The organism is Bacillus sp. REN10 (assembly GCF_016820555.1).
In the GTDB taxonomy this organism is placed as follows: domain Bacteria; phylum Bacillota; class Bacilli; order Bacillales; family Domibacillaceae; genus Bacillus_CE.
In genome coordinates this window covers 246,061-263,143 of sequence record NZ_JADHDW010000002.1, presented here as the reverse complement: position 1 = coordinate 263,143, position 17,083 = coordinate 246,061, and the positions used below count along the sequence as shown (strand labels likewise).

Genomic DNA, 17,083 nt, shown 5'->3' with positions numbered 1-17,083 from the left:
ACTATATGCGCAGCTAAAAATTGGAGACGCCAGGCACTTAAGGGACACCCTCTTCATTCTGTTTATATTTAAACTTCGTCAGAGTATGTTTCGTTTACATCCTTTTCTTTCATTGACAATTTATCAGCATAAATTTCTTCCAGCGCTCTCCCCACAAACTTGTGAGAAACGTAAGAGTCGAGCATTTGCGTAGAACTATTGTCTTGTAAGCTGCGAGCACGTTTTGCCGCGACACTGACTAATGAGTATTTTGAATCAATTTTAGTTAAAAGATTATCGATTGATGGGTATAACATATTATTCACTCTCCAACATTTTTTTATAGCGGTGCTGCACTCGCTCAAGTCGGCAATGTTCAGCAACAATGATTGATTGAATGCGGCTACAAGCTTTTTCAACTTCATCATTTTCAACGACATAATCATAAAGCTCCATCATTTCAATTTCCTTCCGAGCTTTCTCCATCCGTCCTTTAATCACTTCTTCGCTTTCCGTCCCCCGGTTTGTAATCCGGTTATGAAGGACGGAAAGGCTTGGCGGTGCTAAGAAAATAAACAGACCCTCCGGAAATTTTTCTCGAACTTGCTGAGCTCCCTGCACTTCGATTTCTAAGAAAATGTCCTTGCCGGCATCTAAAGTCTCACGCACATAATCCACTGGTGTTCCATAATAGTTGCCAACAAACTCCGCATATTCAAGCAATTTGCCTTCAGAGATTAATTGTTCAAATTCCTCTCTCGTTTTAAAGAAATAATCCACTCCATCTACTTCGCCTTCGCGGGGAGCTCGAGTGGTCATAGAAATAGAATATTCAAAGTCTAAATTAGACTGTGAAAAAATTTCTTTTCTAACTGTTCCTTTCCCCACACCTGAAGGTCCTGATAACACAATCAGCAACCCTTTTTCTTTCATGACGTTCCCTACCCTTCTTCTGTCTCTTCCTCTTTGGAAACGATGCGCTGAGCCACCGTTTCTGGCTGAACAGCGGATAAAATGACATGATCGCTATCCATTATAATCACTGCTCTCGTTCTTCTTCCATATGTAGCATCTATTAATGTACCGCTGTCTCTTGCATCTTGTACAAGCCGTTTAATTGGCGCAGATTCTGGACTGACAATAGAAATAATTCGGTTAGCAGAAACAATGTTTCCAAAACCAATATTGATCAATCGAATGGACATAAATTCCCCCCAAACTGCAGCTGAACAATCGCTCTAACGCTATTCGATATTTTGAACTTGTTCTCTCATTTTTTCAAGAGTAGTTTTCAGTTCAACAACAACCGAACTAATTGTCGAATCATTAGCTTTTGAACCGATCGTATTGACTTCTCGATTCATCTCTTGAATCATGAAATCAAGTTTTCGGCCAATAGGCTCTGTCAATTCAAGCGTCTGAAAAAACTGCTGAATATGACTATGAAGCCGAATACATTCCTCATGAACATCGGATTTTTCTGCAAAAACAGCCATTTCTGTTAGGATCCGATCCTGATCAAACGGAGCTGCCGTTAATTCTGTTAGCCTTCTCTCAAGCCGCTGACGATAAGATTGCACTACTAAAGGAGCAAGTTGTTTGACTTCATTAAGTCTTTGTTCAAAGTAAGTCAACAACCGAATTAAATCCTTTTTCAATTCTGCTCCTTCCACTTCTCTCATCTCATAAAGATGTTCAGCAGCTTGCTTAACAGCTTCAAGAACTAGTTGTTCCACCACAATGTTCTCTTCTTCATTCTCCTCGATTGTAATGAAATCTGGACGTTGTAGCAAATCTTTTAATTCGGGCTGGCCGGGAAGTTGATACTTCGTTGAGATTTCCTCCATCGATTGAATATACTCTTCTATCAACTTCCAATCAACATGCAGCTTCCGATGAATAAATCCTTCTCCGTCAATGCTAATGAACAGCTCTACTCGGCCTCTATGTATATATTGCGCCAATTTTTTCTTTATTTTATCTTCAATTTTCAGTAATTGTCGGGGCATTCGTATTTGGAATTCACTGAAACGGTGATTGACCGACTTCATCTCGACTGTTATCACATGATCGGCTGATTTGAGTTTACTTCTACCAAAGCCTGTCATACTGTTAACCATCAGCCACTCACTTCCTATCAAAAAATAAAAGGCAATAGAGAACACTCTACTACCTTTTCCATTATACCATATTTTATCGGCTTTTTCTTGCAAAAAATGAACCGGCTAATAAAAATGTCGGGATGGCTGACATTCCTACGACCAGTAACCATTCTCTCAGTTCTAACGGTACCGTATGGAAAACAGGCTGTAAGCTTGGCACGTAAATAACAGCGATCATTAATAAAAATGACGAAAGAACAGCGGCGATTAAATGTAAATTTCCAAATGGATTTCTAGCTAACACGGAATGTTCACTTCGACAATCAAATACGTGTATCAGCTGCGCCGTCACCAACGTAGCAAAGGCGACCGTTTGGGCATAAGCTAAATGATCGGGGTGCGCTTTTAACGTGATCATAAACGCGATTAATGTCACCGCACCTATTAAAAAGCCGCGGGAAATAATCTTCCAACCTAACCCTCTAGCAAACACCCCCTCTTTCGGATGCCTCGGCGGCCGCTTCATCACATTTTCTTCCGGGCGGTCAAGTCCTAGCGCTAACGCTGGCAAACCATCTGTTACTAAGTTGACCCATAAAATTTGAATCGGTACTAAAGGCAGCGGAAGGGCTAAAATCATCGCAAAGAGCATCACTAATATTTCCCCTACATTCGAAGCGAGCAAATAACGAATAAATTTGCGAATGTTTTCATAAATATTTCTTCCTTCCTCGACCGCTGCTTTAATCGTGGCGAAGTGATCATCTGCTAACACTAAAGAAGAGGCTTCTTTTGCCACATCCGTTCCTGTGATCCCCATCGCTATACCGATATCAGCCGCTTTAATAGCGGGCGCGTCATTGACCCCATCTCCTGTCATTGCCACAATATGTCCATTTTTCTGAAGGGCTTTTACTATTTTCAGTTTATCTTCTGGTGAAACCCTTGCATATACCGTCGTCTTTTCAGCAGCACTCGCCAGTTCGACATCAGTCATTTGACTTAATGCCTGTCCGTCTAATATTTTCGAGGCATCCCTAGCAATTCCTAAATCGTAGGCAATCGCAGCCGCTGTTTGAACGTGATCTCCTGTAATCATGACCGTCTTAATTCCCGCCTGCTTACATGCCGCAATCGCTTGCTTCACTTCTTTGCGCGGAGGGTCAATCATTCCTTGCAGCCCAATAAACGTCAGGCCATCTTCTACCGTTTTTCCTTTGCTATTTGGCGAAGAAAGCGGTTTATAGGCAATCGCAATCATGCGAAGAGCCCGAGAAGCTAATGACACCATCATCGCTTCTGTCTGATCGCGATAATCTTTTGTAAATAACTGCTTTTGTTCATTCCACAAAACATAATGACTGCGGCGCAATAACACATCCGGTGCACCCTTCGTGACGGCAAACCGCTGCCCTTTTGTATCCCTGACAATCACCGTCATCATTTTTCTTGTGGAATCAAATGGAATCTCTTCTTCAATCACGAACTGCGACAGGAGGTTCTCTCGGTGTAACCCCGCTTTTAAAGCAGCTGTGACTAATGCTCCTTCCGTTGGATCCCCTTGAACGATATACTCTTTTTCCTTCTCTTTTATTTCTGCGTGATTACACAAAAGCCCAAATGTCAGCAGCTGATACAAACTTTTCTCAGAAGATGGCTGCACTTCCCGCTGATCTTCAAAAAACTTCCCTTGAGGCTCATAGCCCTTTCCACTGACAAGCCAATGCTTACCACCGCTCCATACATCGGTTACTGTCATTTGATTTTGCGTCATCGTCCCTGTTTTATCTGAACAAATAATCGTTGTACACCCTAGCGTCTCTACGGCAGATAGCTTTCTGACGATTGCTTTTTGTTTAATCATTCGCTGGACACCTAAAGATAAAGCAACTGTTACAATCGCAGGAAGTCCTTCAGGAATGGCCGCTACTGCTAAAGACACACCCGCAAGCAACATCGTATACAATTCATGGCCTTGAAAGACACCAAGTATGACAACAAGTACAGTTAATAAAAGAGCGGCGATAATTAAATACTTGCCAAGCTGTTCTAATCGGCGCTGCAGTGGTGTTTCTGTTTTACCAGCTTCCTGTAACATCGTAGCAATATTCCCCATCGCTGTTTTCATGCCAATAGCTGTGACGACACCGATCCCATTCCCGCGAGTGACAAGCGTCCCCATAAACGCCATGTTTTTCAGATCAGCGAGCGCAACCGTGTCTCCTTTCATCGGAGAGGCATGCTTCTCAACAGGGACGGATTCTCCTGTCATCGAGGATTCTTCAATTTCTAAATTCACCGCTTCAAGCAGTCTAACATCCGCTCCCATCCGATCACCAGCTGAAAATTTCAATATATCACCAGGAACAATTTCTTTGGAAGGAATTTTCCTCCACTCATTATCTCTCAAGACAAGCGCTTGTGGAGCAGATAACTCCTTCAGTGCTCGCAGTGATCTTTCCGCTTTTCTTTCCTGCAAAAAGCCCAATATGCCATTAATAAAAATAATCGCCAAAATCGCGATCGAATCAATATATTCACCCATTACTGCTGATATCACAGTCGCCGCCACTAACACAAACACCATGAAATCATTGAATTGTTGGAAGAAAACAAGCCAAGCAGAAGGAAGCTTGGCCTCTTGCAATTCATTAGATCCCGACTGTTTCCTCCTTTTTGCTGCCTCCTCTTCGGTTAATCCGCGCTGAACGCTAGTTTGAAGCCGACTTTCAACCTCCTCATGTTTCAGCTGATGAAAATTCATCTACTCACTCCCTTTAGCGAACAAACTTGTCCTTCTCATAGCAAGATTATTCAGTGAAACGCAAAAACATGATATGATTTGAGTAAGTTTTTAAAAGACGGAAATTTATATGAAGAAAAGGAAGACAGCCTATGTCATTTGATGGTTTATTTACAAGAGCGATAACGAAAGAATTATTGGAACAGTTGCAAGGCGGCCGCGTCAATAAAATTCATCAGCCATATAAAAATGAAACTGTACTAGTGATTCGTGCAAAAGGTAGCAACCATAAACTATTATTATCTGCCCATCCTAGTTATGCACGCGTTCAACTGACAAACGAAGCGTATGAAAACCCACAAGAGCCCCCGCTTTTTTGTATGATGATGAGAAAGCATTTAGAGGGAGCTGTATTAGAAGATATTCAACAAGTTGGGTTGGATCGATTGCTCATTTTTGAGTTCAAAGGCAAAAATGAGATTGGGGATGTTTCATACAAACAGCTCTTTGTCGAAATTATGGGAAGACACAGCAATATTGTACTAGTAGACAAGCAAAAAGGGACGATTATCGATAGCATTAAACATATATCAGCAGCGGTCAATAGCTATCGTTCGATTTTACCTGGCTATGAGTATATCGCCCCTCCCGCGCAACACAAAGCCAACCCATTAGAAGCAGATATAGAAGAAGTATTGCGAAAAATTGACTTTAATAGTGGTCGTCTTGACCGACAGCTCGTCTCTAACTTTGCCGGACTTTCTCCTCTTGTGGCGAAAGAAATTATTGCGACATGCGGAATGGCGAATCGCGACACGCTTCCGAGCGCGTTTGTGAATGAAATGAGCACGATCAAACAGCATCAATATACTCCAACGTTCATTGAACAGGAGCAAAAGTCATTTTTTTATATGAAAGATTTGAGTCATTTAGAAGGAGAAAGAAAAGCATTCGCTACCTTGAGTGAATTGCTCGACCGCTATTATGTCGGCAAAGCGGCACGCGATCGAGTGAAACAGCAAGCAAATGATCTCGAACGATTCATTAAAAATGAAAAAGAGAAAAATGAAACAAAATTAGTCAAGCTGAAACATACTCTTCAGGAAGCGGAAAATGCCGATCAGTTTCAACTGACGGGAGAGCTACTGACCGCTCATTTATATATGGTAGAAAAGGGAATGACAGAAATCGAAGTCAACAACTATTATGATGAAGCAGGCGGAACAATAACGATTTCACTTGACCCGAGAAAAAACCCTTCTGAAAATGCTCAAAAATATTTCTCTAAATATCAAAAAGCGAAAAATGCGATCTTAGTCGTCAACGAGCAAATCGACAAAACGAACGAGGAAATCCTTTATTTTGATAACTTGCTCCAACAACTTGAATCCGCTTCACCAAAAGACATTGAAGAAATACGAGAAGAACTAGCTGAAGAAGGATATATTAAATTAAAAGCGACAAAAAAGAAAAGGCCCGCCAATAAAAAACCTGACATTGAAACGTTTACTGCCAGTGACGGTACCCTGTTATTTGTCGGCAAAAATAATAAACAAAATGATTATTTAACGAATAAATTCGCTCGCCGCGATGAAATTTGGCTACACACGAAAGACATCCCTGGCTCCCATGTCGTCATCCGTAGTGAAGAACCATCTGAACAAACAATTTTAGAAGCGGCAAATCTCGCTGCCTATTTTAGTAAAGCAAAAGCTTCTAGCTCCGTCCCAGTCGACTTCACAAAAGTGAGACATGTCAAAAAGCCGAACGGCGCTAAACCAGGCTTTGTTATTTATGATAATCAGCAAACCGTCTACGTCACACCGAATGAAGACTTAGTATTGAAGATGAAGGAAACGAAGTAAAATGGATCTTTCGGGGCGCCGATATTTCTTTGTGAAAGCCAATAAAAAAGCGTTCTTCCTTTAGGAAGAACGCTTTTTTATCCACCATATTAACTCCAGCTGCTAGGGCTTTCCTGCCATTTACGCAATGTTTCTAAGTCGCTTTCTTGTACATACTTTTTCTCTGCCGCTACTTTGATTAAAGTAGAGTATTCACTTAAACTGTGAGAAGAGATATTAGCTGCTGCTAATTTTTCTTTGCCAGCTTCTAATTCATATGTAAAGATCGATACAATTCCAAGTACTTCACAGCCTGCTTCACGCAAAGCTTCAACAGCCGTTACTGCACTTCCACCAGTAGAGATTAAGTCTTCAACTACGACGACTTTCGTTCCTGGCTCTGCTTTCCCTTCAATTTGATTGCCTTTTCCGTGCCCCTTTGCTTTTGAACGTACATAGCACATTGGCAGATCCATTAAATCGCTCACCCAAGCAGCATGAGGAATTCCTGCAGTCGCCGTTCCTGCGATCAACTCCGCTTCTGGATAATGTTCTTTAATTAATGAAACAAGCCCCTTTGCAATTGTCTTTCTTACTTCCGGATAAGACAGAGTTAAGCGATTATCACAGTAAATGGGAGATTGAATACCTGAAGACCATGTAAAAGGCTCGTTGGGCTGCAAAAATACCGCCTTAATTTCTAATAATTGTTCTGCAATTTGTTTATTTAACATGTTCCATTCCTCCCCAGAGCTGTTTTACTTTTTGATAGGCTTCAAGCGGTTGATCTGCCTTCGTAATCGAGCGACCAACAACGATCATCGATGAACCTAACATTCTCGCCATTTGTGGATCTGCCACTCGCTTTTGATCATTCGCGTCATCATCCTTCATGCGAATACCTGGTGTCACTTTTAAAAATTCCGTCCCGCACACTTCACTAATTTTTGCCGCTTCATGAACAGAGCAAACCACTCCGTCACAGCCAGCGGCTTTCGTCAATTTGGCATAATGAAGCACCGATTCTTCTAAAGAAACCGGTATGAGTTGTTCTGTTTGCATTTGTTCTTCTGACGTTGACGTCAATTGAGTCACTGCAAGTAAAATTGGACGTTGACCATTCGTTCCTTGTTCTAAGCCTTCACGAGCCGCTGCCATCATTTTTTGACCGCCTGCTGCATGAACATTAATCATGTCCACTCCCAGACTAGCTAACCCCTTCATGGCTTGCTGAACAGTGTTCGGAATATCATGCAGTTTCAAGTCTAAAAAGATACGATGATTCATCTTTTTTAAATGCTCAACGATCAAAGGGCCGTTTTGTAAATAAAGCTCCATTCCTACTTTAATAAATAACGATTCTCCTTCAAACGGTTGTAAAAAGGTTTCAGTTTCTTGCCAAGTTGGAAAATCAAGAGCAATAATAGGTTCTTTTTCCACTTTCACTCCAGCTCCTTCCCGTTAATTCACTAATGTGATCAATACCGTTCTGTTGTAAAAATTGATCTACCTCTGCAATTAAAGTTGGACAAATAAGCGGATCCACAAAATTAGCTGTTCCGACCGCTACGGCATCGGCACCTGCATAGAAAAATTCGATGATGTCTTCCACCGTCGAAATTCCACCCATTCCGATGATTGGGAGATTTGTCTGTTGGCTTACTTCGTAGACCATTCGAATCGCTACCGGCTTAATCGCAGGACCTGATAAACCACCTGTTCGGTTGGCGATAATCGGTTTGCCTGTTTTAATATCAATTCGCATACCGATCAATGTGTTAATCATTGTTAATCCATCGGCGCCGCCGTCTTCCACTGCTTTTGCCATTTCAACAATATTTGTTACATTAGGAGAAAGCTTCACATAGACAGGCACTTCTGATACTTCTTTTACTTTCTTCGTTAATTCTTTCGCTGTTTCAGGGATCGTTCCAAAGGCTATTCCTCCCGTTTTTACATTCGGGCAAGAAATATTAAGCTCTAATGCATGCACATTGTCCACTTTGGAGATATTTTTCGCTACTTCGACGTAGTCATCTACTTGAGAGCCGGCTACATTCGCAATAATGGGCACATCGTATTGAGACAACCAGGCAAGTTCATTCTCAATCACCTTTTCTAATCCTGGATTTTGCAAACCAATTGCATTAAGCATCCCAGCTGGTGTTTCAGCCACTCTTGGCATCGGATTTCCAAAGCGCGGCTCCTCTGTCGTCGCTTTAATCATGATCGCTCCTAGCTCACTTAAATCATAAAGCTGGCTGTATTCACGACCAAAGCCGAAGCATCCTGAGGCTGGCATGACTGGATTTTTTAACGTTAATCCTGGAAGTTCTATATTCAATCTACTCATAAAGCCACCTCCCCAATAGGAAATACTGGACCATCACTGCACACTTTACGATATTCGGCACCTGTTGGATCGTTTTGCGGATGACATACGCACGCAAAGCAAGCGCCAATGCCGCAGCCCATCCGTTCCTCTAATGAGATAAATCCTTTTTCCGTTAGCCGCATGGCTTCTAATGCTTTTAACATCGGAATCGGACCGCAAGAGTATAAAATATCTGCCTTCAAGTTATATTCTTTAATCACATCGGTAACGAAACCTTTTGTACCAAGTGAACCGTCGACTGTTGCCGCATACGTGTCGCCGAGTTGAGAAAACTTGTCCATATAAAAAGCCGTGTCTTTATCTTGAAAACCAAGCACATGAATCGTTTTGACTCCTCGAGCATTTAATCGCTTAGAGAGTTCGTAAAGCGGTGGAACTCCAATACCGCCACCGACTAAAATAGCCGTTTCACCTGATGCAGCTTCCTCTACAGGAAATCCATGTCCTAGTGGACCAAGCACATCCACGGTGTCTCCTGCTTTTTTTTCTGCTAATAATTTTGTTCCTTCTCCTTCTGCTCGATAAATCATCGTAAACTGTTGTTTTTCTTGATCGATGTTTGCGATGGAGATCGGACGTCTTAACAGCGGCATCATTTGGTTGCTTACTTTAAGATGAACGAACCGGCCAGGTTCGTTCATCTCCTTCACAAGCTCACCTTGAAGAGTGAGCTCATATATATGTTTCGCAATCTGTTGTTGGGCAATAACAGTCATCCATTCCTTCTTGATCATGAAAGCACCGCCTCAGTCTCAGAAGAAAGTTCTGATTTAGGCATTGCCTCCGCTGAGAAAATCATCGACTCAAGTACAAGCAAGATCGCTTCCGCCGTATCTAATGACGTTAAGCAAGGAATTCCATTTTCTACTGTTTCACGGCGAATGCGGAATCCGTCACGAGCTGGCTGCTTTCCTTTTGTTAATGTATTGATGACAAATTGGGCTTGACCGGAGCGGATAATGTCTAGCATATCTGGTCCTTTTGCACCGATTTTTGATACAACTTCAACAGGAATGTTTGCTTCATTTAATGATTGTGCTGTTCCTTGTGTAGCTAATAGGCGATAACCGATGTTATGGAATCTCTTTGCCAACGCCAATGCTTCTTCTTTGTCCTTGTCAGCTACTGTCATTAAGACAGCTCCTTTTGTTGGTATTTTAATACCCGAAGCAACTAATCCTTTATAAAGCGCTTTTGCTAAAGTCGCATCTTTCCCCATCACTTCACCCGTTGATTTCATTTCAGGGCCGAGTGTCGTATCAACACGACGCAGCTTCGCGAATGAGAAGACAGGTACTTTTACGAATACTCCTTTTTCTTCCTTCACTAATCCGGTAGCGTAACCCATTTCTTTCAATGAGTGGCCAAGGATTGCTTTTGTTGCTAAATTCGCCATTGGCACATTCGTAATTTTACTCAAGAATGGCACTGTACGGCTCGAGCGCGGATTTACTTCAAGGACGAACACGTCGCCGTTTGACACAACATATTGGATATTTAACAATCCAACAATGTTTAATCCTTTAGCTAGTTTAATCGTATAATCAATGATCTTATCCTTTTGATCTCGCGTTAATTGCTGTGGAGGATAGACAGCGATTGAGTCACCTGAGTGGACTCCTGCGCGTTCAATGTGCTCCATAATTCCTGGAATCACGACATCTGTTCCATCAGAAATCGCATCTACTTCGATTTCTTTCCCTGTTAAGTAACGGTCAATTAGTACTGGATGATCTGGATTTATTTTTACGGCATTTTCCATATATTGCAACAATTCTGCTTCTTTATACACGATTTCCATCGCGCGTCCGCCTAACACATAAGATGGACGAACAAGCACTGGATAGCCGATTTCATCAGCAATCTTCACAGCTGTTTCTACCGAAAAGGCTGTTTTTCCAAGCGGTTGTGGAATGCCAAGTGTTTGCAACGTTTGCTCAAACTTATCACGGTTTTCCGCACGATCTAAGTCTTCAAGGCTTGTGCCTAAAATTTTCACCCCGTGCTCCACTAGTTTTTCTGCAAGGTTGATGGCCGTTTGACCACCAAACTGCACCACTACACCCTCTGGTTGTTCCAAATCGATAATGTGCATGACATCTTCAACTGTTAACGGCTCAAAGTATAACTTGTCAGAAATACTGAAGTCTGTAGAAACCGTTTCTGGGTTGTTATTGATAATAATGGCTTCATAGCCTGCTTCTTTAATCGCCCAGACAGAGTGTACTGTCGCATAATCAAACTCTACCCCTTGACCGATACGAATTGGTCCCGATCCTAAAACGACAACACTTTTACGATCAGTGACAATTGATTCATTTTCTTCTTCATACGTACCGTAATAATATGGTGTAGCAGATTCGAATTCTGCCGCACAAGTGTCAACCATTTTGAAGACTGGTACGATGCCATTTTGTTTGCGCCAATCATACACTTCTTTCTCGCTGATTCCCCACAGTTTTGCAATCGTACAATCCGCAAAGCCCATTTCCTTTGCTGTCTTTGCTATTTCCGCATTAAATGGCTGAGCTTGCACATCTTTTTCAAACTCTACAATATTAGCAAATTTCTTTAAGAAGAACAGATCAATTTGGCTCCATTCATGGATCGTTTCGATCGTCATGCCGCGGCGCAAAGCTTCGCCGATATAGAATAGACGCTCGTCACCAGCTTTTCTAATGCGTTTTTCGATCATCGCATCATCCATTTCTTTCACTTCATCAAGCTCAAGATGATACACGCCGCTTTCTAGAGAACGGACAGCTTTTAGTAAAGATTCTTCGAGCGTACGACCAATCGCCATCACTTCTCCAGTTGCTTTCATTTGCGTACCGAGTGTACGATTAGCTGATTCAAATTTATCAAATGGCCATCTTGGAATTTTCGATACAATATAGTCAAGCGCTGGCTCAAAACAAGCATAAGTTTTTCCAGTCACTGGGTTTTTCATTTCATCTAGAGTTAAACCGACGGCGATCTTAGCCGCAAGCTTAGCGATCGGGTAACCTGTTGCTTTTGATGCTAAAGCAGATGAACGGCTCACACGTGGGTTTACTTCGATAATGTAATATTGGAAGCTATGTGGATCAAGCGCAAGCTGAACATTACATCCACCTTCGATACCAAGGGCACGAATAATTTTCAAAGAACAATTCCGAAGCATTTGGTATTCGCGATCACTTAACGTTTGGCTTGGAGCTACTACAATCGAGTCTCCTGTATGGATACCAACTGGATCGATGTTTTCCATGTTACAAACGACGATCGCATTATCGTTCGAGTCGCGCATTACTTCATATTCGATTTCTTTATAGCCAGCAATACTTTTTTCGAGCAAGCATTGCGTCACTGGACTGTACTTCAATCCGCTTGTAACGATTTCAATCAGCTCTTCTTCGTTCGTACAAATACCTCCGCCTGTTCCTCCAAGCGTATAAGCTGGACGAACAATGACCGGATAACCGATTTTTTCAACAAACCCATAAGCTTCTTCAAGCGTATGAATAATTTCACTTTCTGGAACGGGTTCGTTTAATTCATTCATTAACTGACGGAATAAATCGCGATCCTCTGCTTGCTCAATCGCTGATAGTTTCGTTCCTAAAATCTGCACGCCATACTCTTCAAGCACACCTGCGTTGGCCAGTTCCACCGCCATATTTAGTCCTGTTTGTCCGCCTAATGTCGGCAAAAGCGCATCCGGGCGTTCTTTTTGAATAATGCGGCTTACAAATTCAAGAGTAATCGGCTCGATATAAACAGCGTCGGCAATTTCCGTATCTGTCATGATCGTTGCTGGATTAGAGTTCACTAAAATAACTCGGTAACCTTCCTCTTTAAGAGCAAGACACGCTTGTGTACCGGCATAATCAAATTCGGCTGCTTGGCCGATGACAATCGGACCAGATCCAATAACTAAAATACTTTTAATATCTGTACGTTTAGGCATTTTGAAGCTCCTTTCCTGCGTTTGCTTTCATCATGTTGATAAATCGATCAAATAGTTGGTTATCATCTTCTGGCCCTGGGGAGGCTTCTGGATGATACTGAACAGAGAAGGCTGGGAATGTTTTGTGAGCAAGTCCTTCAATCGTTCCATCATTTAATGCCACATGAGTGATTTTTAGCTCGGTTTGAGCGATTGACTCTTCACTTACCGCATAACCATGATTTTGAGAAGTTAAAGCGGTTTTTCCTATTTCTAAATCTTTTACTGGATGGTTCGATCCGCGATGACCGAACTTTAGTTTAAACGTATCTGCACCTGACGCTAAAGCGAATAGCTGATGACCTAAACAAATTCCGAAGATTGGTACTTTTCCGATTAATTCTTTAATCGTTTCAATCGCATACGGCACGCTTTTAGGGTCTCCAGGTCCATTGGAGAGCATGATTCCATCTGGATTAAATTGAAGAATTTCCTCTGCTGTTGTATCGTGTGGCACAACGATAACATCGCAATCGCGCTTGTTGAGCTCACGTAAAATCCCGTGCTTCATTCCGAAATCCAGCAATACTACTCGATAGCCGCGTCCCGGACTAGGATAAGCTGATTTTGTAGACACTTGCGCGACTTGATTCGTTGGAAATACTGTTGCCTGCAGGCGATGAATGATTTCTTGTGCATCTTCCTCCGCAGAAACAATCGCACCTTTTAATGTGCCGTGTTGGCGGATAATTCTTGTCAGTTTTCTTGTATCAATGCCAGCAATCGCTGGGATGTTTTTCATTTTTAAATACTCATCTAATGTCATTTCGCTGCGGAAATTAGATGGATGATCCGCGGCTTCTTTCACAATTAATCCTTTGACTGCCGGATGAATCGTTTCAAAGTCATCACGGTTAATTCCGTAATTACCAACTAACGGGTAAGTGAATGTGACAATTTGTCCACAGTAGGAAGGGTCTGAAAGAACTTCTTGATAACCTGTCATCCCTGTTGTAAAGACAATCTCTCCCGTTGTATCTTTATCGCTTCCGAAACCTTTTCCGATAAAAATTGTTCCATCTTCTAAAATTAGTTGTTTTTTCATGCTTGCACCTTTCCTTCCTGCCAAACCATTTTTCCTTCTACAAATGTCGCTGTTGGCCAACCTTTGCATGTCCAGCCAGCAAATGGTGTATTTTTACCTTTTGATGCAAATTCATCAGGATTAACTTCTTTTTCAGTCGTTAAATCGATGATAGCTAAGTCAGCGATCGCTCCAACTTCTAGTTTTCCGTATGGAAGGTCAAACGCTTCCGCCGGCTTAATCGTCATCCAATCCACTAACTGCTTTAATGTGATGATTTCTTTTTTGACTAAGTTTGTATATAGCAGCGGGAAAGCTGTTTCTAAACCAACAATTCCGAATGGAGCGGATTGAATATTGGCTGCTTTTTCTTCCTCTGTATGAGGAGCGTGATCCGTGGCGATAAAATCAATCGTGCCATCAAATAGTCCTTCTAATAAAGCTTGTTGATCTGCTTTTCCTCTAAGAGGCGGATTCATTTTATAATTCGTATCGATTTCAGGAATGTCTTCATCGCAAAGCAATAGATGGTGCGGTGTGACTTCCGCTGTCACTTTAATTCCTGCCTTCTTCGCATCTCTCACCGTTCTTACAGATTCCTTTGTACTAATATGGCAGACGTGATAATGACAATTGGCTGCTTCTGCAAGTAAAACATCTCTTGCAATATGTACCGATTCACAAATTGATGGGATACCAGGGATGTTATGCTTTGCTGCAAATGTCCCCTCATGAACGGCTCCGCCGTAGATCAGGGAATTATCTTCACAATGAGCAACAACCGCCTTGTCAATAGCTGCTGCTTGCTTCATCGCTTCATACATCATGCCCGCCTCTTGAACGCCAACGCCATCGTCTGTAAAAGCGAAGGCACCAGCTTCTTTTAAACTGTTAAAATCAGTTAATTCCTTTCCAGCTTCTCTAATCGTAATCGATGCATACGGAAGAACTCGAACATGTGCCGTTTCTTCGATTTTTTTATTTAAAGCCGTTAAATGTTCCACTGTATCCGGTACAGGACGAGTATTTGGCATTGGCGCAATCGTTGTAAATCCGCCTTTCGCTGCTGCTAGAGTACCCGTTTCAATCGTTTCTTTATGTTCGCCGCCAGGTTCACGCAAATGAACATGCAAATCGATTAATCCTGGGACAATTAGTTGGCCGTCAGCTTCAAAGACATTCTCACTGTTTGCTGAGAGCTGATCCCCCACCTCTACAATTCTTCCCTCTTGAATACGAATATCTTGTTGAATCATTTCTCCATTATCAGCAAGAATACTTCCATGTTTGATTAGCCAGTTCATTTGACATTCTCCCTTCCAACGCTTGTTTTAATACAGCCATTCTGACATACACACCATTTTCCATTTGTTTAAAAATTCTAGAACGTTCACATTCTACTAGACAATCTGCAATTTCTACATCGCGATTAACCGGTGCTGGGTGCATAATAATGCTTCCTTGTTTCATTCTTCGCTCCCGTTCAACCGTTAATCCATACGCTTGATGATATTGCTCTTTTGTCATCACCGTTTCGCTGCCATGACGCTCATGCTGGATTCTTAGAAGCATAAGAACGTCCACTTCTTCCACAAGCTGATCGAGCTCTGTAAATTGACCTGCCTCTAAATATTCTTCTTCAAACCATTCTAATGGACCTGAGAATCGGACTTCTGCACCTAGCCTTCTTAAAGCCTCTGCATTGGATCGAGCGACTCGGCTATGACGAATGTCTCCAACAATTCCTACTTTCAATCCTTCAAAGCGACGAAATTCTTGTTGAATCGTAAACAAATCTAGCAAACATTGAGTCGGATGTTGCCCGCAGCCATCACCAGCATTGATCACCGGGATATTCACCTTATTTATTAATTGCTGATAGTACGCCTCTTCTTCGTGGCGGATTACTACCGCATTGACACCGATTGATTCAAGTGTGCGAACTGTATCGTATAAAGTTTCCCCTTTTAGCACACTTGAGCTTCCTGCTTCAAAAGGGATCACTTCAAGACCAAGTTTTCTTTCTGCTACTTCAAAGCTTGTTTTTGTTCGCGTACTTGCTTCGAAAAACAAGTTAGCGATAAAAGTCTGCTCTCCAGGATGCCAACTTTCTCCTTGAGCAAATTTTTGCGCCTGCATTAATATTAACAAAATCTCATCTTTATGCATACCCTTAATTGAAACTAAATTTTGCATCATTATCAATCGGCCTCCATTTTCATGAAAAAAACACCCTTTTTCAAGGGTGTTTTGCATAAAAACAAAAGTTTACACAGTTCTATGCTCACTTCTGCTTTTCTACCCTTGAATGCCTCTCTGGACATTATTAAAAGGTCGTTATTCATTTTTTTGTATATTTATATTCACAAACAAGATATTTCGATCATTCGTTCCTCTTTGTCAGTCTCTCTGGACAGCCATTAAAGAGTTCACTTATTCATGAATGGCTACTTTATCTGTATCGTCTACTTCTTCTAATGTCACAACAATTCTTTCACTGCTAGCAGAAGGTATATTCTTGCCTATGAAGTCGGCCCGAATTGGCAGTTCGCGATGTCCTCGATCAACGAGCACCGCCATTTGAATATGCGACGGACGGCCAATGTCCATAATCGCATCTAAAGCTGCCCTCACCGTTCTGCCTGTATAAAGCACATCATCTACTAAGATCACTATTTTATTCGTTATATCGACCGGAATATCAGACCCTTTGACCTCTGGATCTTTACTCTCTGTTTTAATGGATAAATCATCTCTATAAAGAGTGATATCTAAGTCACCAACCGGGATTTCTTCCCCTTCTATTTGCTTAATCCGCTCAGCTAAACGCTTCGCTAAAAAGATTCCTCTCGTTCGGATACCAACAAGAACACAGTCTTCAATCCCTTTATTTTTTTCCAAAATTTCATGAGCTATTCTAGTTAAAGCACGACGAATGGCTTGCTGATCCATCACTACTGCTTTTTCCATTTCTTTTCACCTCTCAAGCATTTCCTGGCAAAAAAAGC

General features: G+C 41.8%; 15 protein-coding genes. 1 reads left to right on the top strand and 14 read right to left on the bottom strand.

From position 1 onward, the window contains the following. Positions 1-68 precede the first annotated feature (68 nt). The 5 genes from rpoZ to IRB43_RS04545 all read right to left on the bottom strand — a co-directional run bounded on the left by rpoZ (position 69) and on the right by IRB43_RS04545 (position 4,845). Positions 69-296: a DNA-directed RNA polymerase subunit omega gene (rpoZ, locus tag IRB43_RS04565; RefSeq protein ID WP_203362257.1), complete on the bottom strand. Its 228-nt coding sequence runs from the start codon at positions 294-296 to the stop codon at positions 69-71. Between the two features lies 1 nt (position 297). Further along, positions 298-912, bottom strand: coding sequence for a guanylate kinase (gmk, locus tag IRB43_RS04560; protein WP_203362256.1), 615 nt, complete (start codon positions 910-912; stop codon positions 298-300). Positions 913-920: 8 nt separating this feature from the next. Continuing rightward, the gene (gene remA / locus IRB43_RS04555) at positions 921-1,184 is read right to left on the bottom strand and encodes an extracellular matrix/biofilm regulator RemA (RefSeq protein WP_203362255.1); all 264 of its coding nucleotides are present in this window, start codon (positions 1,182-1,184) and stop codon (positions 921-923) included. Between the two features lie 39 nt (positions 1,185-1,223). Then, positions 1,224-2,099 (bottom strand): YicC/YloC family endoribonuclease, encoded by an 876-nt coding sequence (locus tag IRB43_RS04550; protein WP_203362254.1) that lies wholly within the window; start codon positions 2,097-2,099, stop codon positions 1,224-1,226. A gap of 73 nt (positions 2,100-2,172) precedes the next feature. After that, entirely contained in the window at positions 2,173-4,845 is a 2,673-nt protein-coding gene (locus tag IRB43_RS04545) for a cation-translocating P-type ATPase (protein ID WP_203362253.1), read from the bottom strand. Between the two features lie 131 nt (positions 4,846-4,976). Between IRB43_RS04545 and IRB43_RS04540 the strand changes: the two genes are divergently transcribed. Next, complete coding sequence (locus tag IRB43_RS04540) at positions 4,977-6,689, top strand: Rqc2 family fibronectin-binding protein (protein WP_203362252.1); 1,713 nt, start codon at positions 4,977-4,979, stop codon at positions 6,687-6,689. An 89-nt stretch (positions 6,690-6,778) separates the two neighbouring features. Here the strand turns inward: IRB43_RS04540 and pyrE are convergent, their stop codons facing one another. The 9 genes from pyrE to pyrR form a co-directional block, all read right to left on the bottom strand. After that, entirely contained in the window at positions 6,779-7,402 is a 624-nt protein-coding gene (gene pyrE, locus IRB43_RS04535; protein WP_203362251.1) for an orotate phosphoribosyltransferase, read from the bottom strand. Continuing rightward, a complete protein-coding gene (gene pyrF / locus IRB43_RS04530; protein ID WP_203362250.1) occupies positions 7,392-8,108 on the bottom strand; it encodes an orotidine-5'-phosphate decarboxylase in 717 nt (238 codons plus the stop codon). The genes pyrE and pyrF overlap by 11 nt, the downstream gene beginning before the upstream one ends. Beyond that, positions 8,080-9,021 (bottom strand): dihydroorotate dehydrogenase, encoded by a 942-nt coding sequence (locus IRB43_RS04525; protein WP_203362249.1) that lies wholly within the window; start codon positions 9,019-9,021, stop codon positions 8,080-8,082. Before IRB43_RS04525 ends, pyrF begins: the two co-directional genes overlap by 29 nt. Next, positions 9,018-9,797, bottom strand: a complete 780-nt coding sequence (locus IRB43_RS04520; protein WP_203362248.1) for a dihydroorotate dehydrogenase electron transfer subunit — start codon at positions 9,795-9,797, stop codon at positions 9,018-9,020. The genes IRB43_RS04525 and IRB43_RS04520 overlap by 4 nt, the downstream gene beginning before the upstream one ends. Next, positions 9,794-13,012, bottom strand: coding sequence for a carbamoyl-phosphate synthase large subunit (gene carB / locus IRB43_RS04515; protein WP_203362247.1), 3,219 nt, complete (start codon positions 13,010-13,012; stop codon positions 9,794-9,796). The genes IRB43_RS04520 and carB overlap by 4 nt, the downstream gene beginning before the upstream one ends. Then, positions 13,005-14,096 carry a carbamoyl phosphate synthase small subunit gene (locus IRB43_RS04510; RefSeq protein ID WP_203362246.1) on the bottom strand — a complete coding sequence of 364 codons (1,092 nt, stop codon included), beginning with the start codon at positions 14,094-14,096 and terminating at the stop codon, positions 13,005-13,007. Before IRB43_RS04510 ends, carB begins: the two co-directional genes overlap by 8 nt. Next, positions 14,093-15,379, bottom strand: coding sequence for a dihydroorotase (locus IRB43_RS04505; RefSeq protein WP_203362245.1), 1,287 nt, complete (start codon positions 15,377-15,379; stop codon positions 14,093-14,095). The genes IRB43_RS04510 and IRB43_RS04505 overlap by 4 nt, the downstream gene beginning before the upstream one ends. After that, on the bottom strand, positions 15,342-16,271 hold the full coding sequence (locus IRB43_RS04500; RefSeq protein WP_203362455.1) for an aspartate carbamoyltransferase catalytic subunit: 930 nt from the start codon (positions 16,269-16,271) through the stop codon (positions 15,342-15,344). Before IRB43_RS04500 ends, IRB43_RS04505 begins: the two co-directional genes overlap by 38 nt. Positions 16,272-16,508: 237 nt before the next feature. Further along, positions 16,509-17,045: a bifunctional pyr operon transcriptional regulator/uracil phosphoribosyltransferase PyrR gene (pyrR, locus tag IRB43_RS04495; protein WP_203362244.1), complete on the bottom strand. Its 537-nt coding sequence runs from the start codon at positions 17,043-17,045 to the stop codon at positions 16,509-16,511. Positions 17,046-17,083: the final 38 nt, after the last annotated feature.

Excerpts from the sequence above, each read along its gene's own strand:
- rpoZ (WP_203362257.1), bottom strand. The coding sequence starts at position 296 with ATGTTATACCCATCAATCGATAATCTTTTAACTAAAATTGATTCAAAA.
- gmk (WP_203362256.1), bottom strand. The coding sequence starts at position 912 with ATGAAAGAAAAAGGGTTGCTGATTGTGTTATCAGGACCTTCAGGTGTG.
- remA (WP_203362255.1), bottom strand. The coding sequence starts at position 1,184 with ATGTCCATTCGATTGATCAATATTGGTTTTGGAAACATTGTTTCTGCT.
- IRB43_RS04550 (WP_203362254.1), bottom strand. The coding sequence starts at position 2,099 with ATGGTTAACAGTATGACAGGCTTTGGTAGAAGTAAACTCAAATCAGCC.
- IRB43_RS04545 (WP_203362253.1), bottom strand. The coding sequence starts at position 4,845 with ATGAATTTTCATCAGCTGAAACATGAGGAGGTTGAAAGTCGGCTTCAA.
- IRB43_RS04540 (WP_203362252.1), top strand. The coding sequence starts at position 4,977 with ATGTCATTTGATGGTTTATTTACAAGAGCGATAACGAAAGAATTATTG.
- pyrE (WP_203362251.1), bottom strand. The coding sequence starts at position 7,402 with ATGTTAAATAAACAAATTGCAGAACAATTATTAGAAATTAAGGCGGTA.
- IRB43_RS04525 (WP_203362249.1), bottom strand. The coding sequence starts at position 9,021 with ATGAGTAGATTGAATATAGAACTTCCAGGATTAACGTTAAAAAATCCA.
- IRB43_RS04520 (WP_203362248.1), bottom strand. The coding sequence starts at position 9,797 with ATGATCAAGAAGGAATGGATGACTGTTATTGCCCAACAACAGATTGCG.
- carB (WP_203362247.1), bottom strand. The coding sequence starts at position 13,012 with ATGCCTAAACGTACAGATATTAAAAGTATTTTAGTTATTGGATCTGGT.
- IRB43_RS04510 (WP_203362246.1), bottom strand. The coding sequence starts at position 14,096 with ATGAAAAAACAACTAATTTTAGAAGATGGAACAATTTTTATCGGAAAA.
- IRB43_RS04505 (WP_203362245.1), bottom strand. The coding sequence starts at position 15,379 with ATGAACTGGCTAATCAAACATGGAAGTATTCTTGCTGATAATGGAGAA.
- IRB43_RS04500 (WP_203362455.1), bottom strand. The coding sequence starts at position 16,271 with ATGCAAAATTTAGTTTCAATTAAGGGTATGCATAAAGATGAGATTTTG.
- pyrR (WP_203362244.1), bottom strand. The coding sequence starts at position 17,045 with ATGGAAAAAGCAGTAGTGATGGATCAGCAAGCCATTCGTCGTGCTTTA.